The 3,757-nt window shown below is 77.5% G+C and carries 1 protein-coding gene; it reads right to left on the bottom strand.

Annotated features, from left to right (window positions below):
• Nucleotides 1–3,757, bottom strand: a 3,757-nt coding sequence (locus tag ACZY1I_RS32090; RefSeq protein WP_463761684.1) for a PE family protein, incomplete at both ends; no start/stop codon positions are given.

Here is a 3,757-nt window from a genome sequence, read left to right as displayed (position 1 = left end):
CAGCACCGCTGGTAGCAACTCCGTTGAGGCCATCGATGCCTGAACCACCGGCGCCACCGACGCCGCCCTTACCGCCGGCGCCGCCGTTGCCGGCTTTGGTCGCGAGGCCGCTGGCGTTGCCACCGGTACCGCCGTCGCCGCCCTTGCCGCCGATGGTGCCTGCGGTGCCATTCGCGTTGCCGCCGTTGACGCCGTCCTTGCCGGTTGTACCGGCCAGACCGTTGCCGCCGATGCCACCGTTACCACCGTTGGCGCCGCTGCCGTTGGCTGCGGTGGTGCCGTTGCCGAGCGGTCCGGTACCGCCGGTGCCGCCGGCGCCGACGGCTCCGGCGTTGCCGCCCTTGGCGCCGGCTCCGCCGTCAATCGCGCCGGTGACGCCGTCGGCGCCGCGGCCGCCATCGCCGGCGGTGCCGGCGTTGCCGCCGAGTCCGCCGTTGCCGCCCTTGGCGTCAGCACCCGCGGTGGCGGTAACGCCGCCCGCTTTACCGCCGGTTCCGCCGGTGCCGCCGGCGCCGCCCTGGCCGCCGGCGCCGCCGTCACCGCCGGCTTGGCCGCCACCGGTCCCGGTTCCGTACTGGTCGATTCCGGCGATACCGGTGGCGCCGTTGAGGCCGGCACCGCCCTTGCCGGCCGCTCCACCGGCGGCACCGTTGCTGGCTGCGCCGCCGTTGCCGTCTTTGCCCGCGGTGCCGCCGGTGCCACCCTGGCCGCCGGCTCCACCGTTGCCGCCGTTGGCGCCGTTACCGCCGGTGCCACCGTTGCCGCCAGCTGCACCGGAGACGTTGTTGGTTCCGGGCACACCGTTGCCGCCCAGGGCGCCTACGCCGCCCTTGCCCGCGGTGCCTGCGTCGCCACCGCTGCCTGCCGCGCCGCCGGTGCCGGCCTTGCCCGCGACACCGCCGCCGGTGCCGCCGCCGCCGGCCTCACCGCCCTTACCGCCCGCGCCGCCGTCGCCACCGGCTCCGGCGTTGCCGCCGTTCTGGCCGGCGCCGACACCGGTGCCGTACTGGTCGACCCCGGTGAATCCGTTGCCGCCGCTGATGCCCGAGCCGCCCTTGCCGCCAACGCCGCCGATGCCGCCGGCCCCGCCGTCGCCGCCCTTGGTGCCGATGCCACTGGCGATACCGCCGGCCCCGCCGTCGCCACCCTTACCGCCGGCCAGACCGCTGGTGCCACTATCACCGGTGTCGATGCCATTGCTGCCTGCCGTGCCGGCCAGGCCGTTTCCGCCCGCGCCGCCAGCTGCGCCGTTGGCGCCGGTGCCGTTGGCGGCGGTGGTTCCGTTACCGGCTGGGCCGGTGCCGCCTGCGCCGCCGGTGCCGATCGCTCCGGCGTTGCCGCCCTTGCCGCCAGCGCCGCCATCAATCGCGCCGGTGACGCCGTCGGCGCCGCGGCCGCCGGTGCCTGCGGTGCCGGCGTTACCGCCCAGGCCGCCGTCGCCGCCCTGGGCGTTGGCGCCCGCGGTGCCGCCGGTTCCGCCGGTGCCCGCGTTGCCGCCGGTGCCTCCGGTCCCGCCAGCGCCACCCTTGCCGCCAGCACCGCCGTCGCCGCCGGCCTGGCCGCCACCGTTGCCGGTGCCGTACTGGTTGTTTCCGGCGACGCCGTTGGCGCCGTTGACGCCTGCGCCGCCGTTGCCTGCGGCGCCGCCGATTCCGCCGGCGGTGGCCGCGCCGCCGTTACCGTTGGTGCCTGCGTTGGCGCCGAGACCGCCGGCTGCGCCGCCGTTGCCGCCGTTGCCGCCGTTGGCGCCGTTACCGCCTGCGCCGCCGTTTCCGCCGGCGCCGCCGGCGTTGTTGTTGATTCCGGCCACACCCGCAGCGCCGGTGGCGCCTAGGCCGCCCTTGCCCGCAATGCCTGCAGCGCCGCCGTTACCGGCCGCGCCACCGTCGCCGGCCTTGCCGGCGATATCGCCGGTACCGGCGGCGCCGCCCTTACCGCCCGCGCCGCCGTCAGCGCCGGCTCCAGCGTTGCCGCCGGCTTGGCCGTTGCCGCCTGCGCCGACGGTCGCGATGCCGTTGCTGCCGTCGACGCCGCTGCCGCCCTTGCCGCCGTCGGCGCCCTTACCGCCGGCGCCCCCGTCGCCGGCCTTGGTTCCCAGACCACTGGCGTTACCACCGGCCCCGCCGTCGCCACCCTTACCGCCCGCGGTGCCATTGGTACCGCTCTCGCCTGCGCTGAGACCGTTGGTGCCTGCGGTGCCGGCCAAGCCGTTTCCGCCGGCGCCGCCGGCTGCGCCGTTGGCGCCGAGACCGTTAGCGGCGGTGGTGCCGTTACCGGCTGGGCCGGTGCCGCCTGCGCCGCCGGTGCCGATCGCTCCGGCGTTGCCACCCTTGCCGCCAGCCCCGCCGTCGATGAAGCCGGTGACACCATCGGCGCCGCGGCCGCCGGTGCCTGCGGTGCCGGCATTACCGCCCAGGCCGCCGTCGCCGCCCTTGGCGTTGACGCCCGCGGTGCCGCCGGTTCCTCCGGTGCCAGCGTTGCCGCCGGTGCCGCCGGTACCGCCGGTTCCGCCCTTGCCGCCTGCGCCGCCGTCGCCGCCGGCCTGGCCTGCACCGGCATTGACCCCGGCCACACCAGTGGCGCCGTTGACCCCGGCGCCACCGTTGCCTGCTGCGCCGCCGATACCGCCGGCGGTGGCCGCGCCACCGTTGCCATTGGCGCCCGCGTTCGCCCCGACACCGCCGGCTGCGCCGCCGTTGCCGCCGTTGCCGCCGCTGGCGCCATTGCCACCGGCGCCGCCATCGCCACCGAGATAGCCGTCGCCGCCGTTGACACCCGCGAGACCGCTAGCACCGGTGGCGCCTAGGCCGCCCTTGCCCGCAATGCCGGCAGCGCCACCGTTGCCGGCCGCGCCGCCATCGCCAGACTTGCCGGCGATATCGCCAGTACCGGCGGCGCCGCCCTTACCGCCGGCACCGCCATCAGCGCCGGCACCGGCGTTACCGCCGGCTTGGCCGTTGCCGCCAGCGCCGACGGTCGCGATGCCGTTGCTACCGTCGACGCCGCTGCCGCCCTTGCCGCCGTCGGCGCCCTTACCGCCGGCGCCGCCGTCGCCGGCTTTGGTTCCCAGAGCACTGGCGTTACCGCCGGCCCCGCCGTCGCCACCCTTGCCGCCTGCGGTGCCGTTGGTGCCGCTCTCGCCCGCGCTGACGCCATTGGTGCCTGCCGTGCCGGCCAGACCGTTACCGCCCGCGCCGCCGGCCGCGCCGTTGGCGCCGGTGCCGTTGGCGGCGGTGGTTCCGTTACCGAGTGGGCCGGTGCCGCCGGCGCCGCCGGTGCCGATCGCTCCGGCGTTGCCGCCGAGGCCGCCGGCGCCGCCGTCGATGAAGCCGGTGATGCCGTCGGCGCCGCGGCCGCCGGTGCCTGCGGTGCCGGCGTTACCGCCCAGGCCGCCGTCGCCGCCCTTGGCGTTGACGCCCGCGGTGCCGCCGGTTCCGCCGGTGCCTGCGTTACCGCCGGTTCCGCCGGTCCCGCCAGCGCCACCCTTTCCGCCGGCACCGCCGTCGCCGCCGTTCTGGCCTGCGCCCGCGTTGACCCCGGCGACACCGGAGGCGCCGTTGACCCCGGCGCCACCGTTGCCTGCTGAGCCGCCGATACCGCCGGCGGTGGCTGCGCCACCGTTGCCGTTGGCCCCGGCGTTCGCGCCGACACCGCCGGCTGCGCCGCCGTTACCACCGTTGCCGCCGCTGGCACCGTTACCGCCGGCGCCGCCATCGCCGCCCAGATAGCCGTCGCCGCCGTTGACACCCGCGAGACC

Source organism: Mycobacterium sp. IDUB_37, assembly GCF_055419245.1.
The sequence above is the reverse complement of the archived record's forward strand: the minus strand, read 5'-3'. Positions and strand labels throughout refer to the sequence as shown.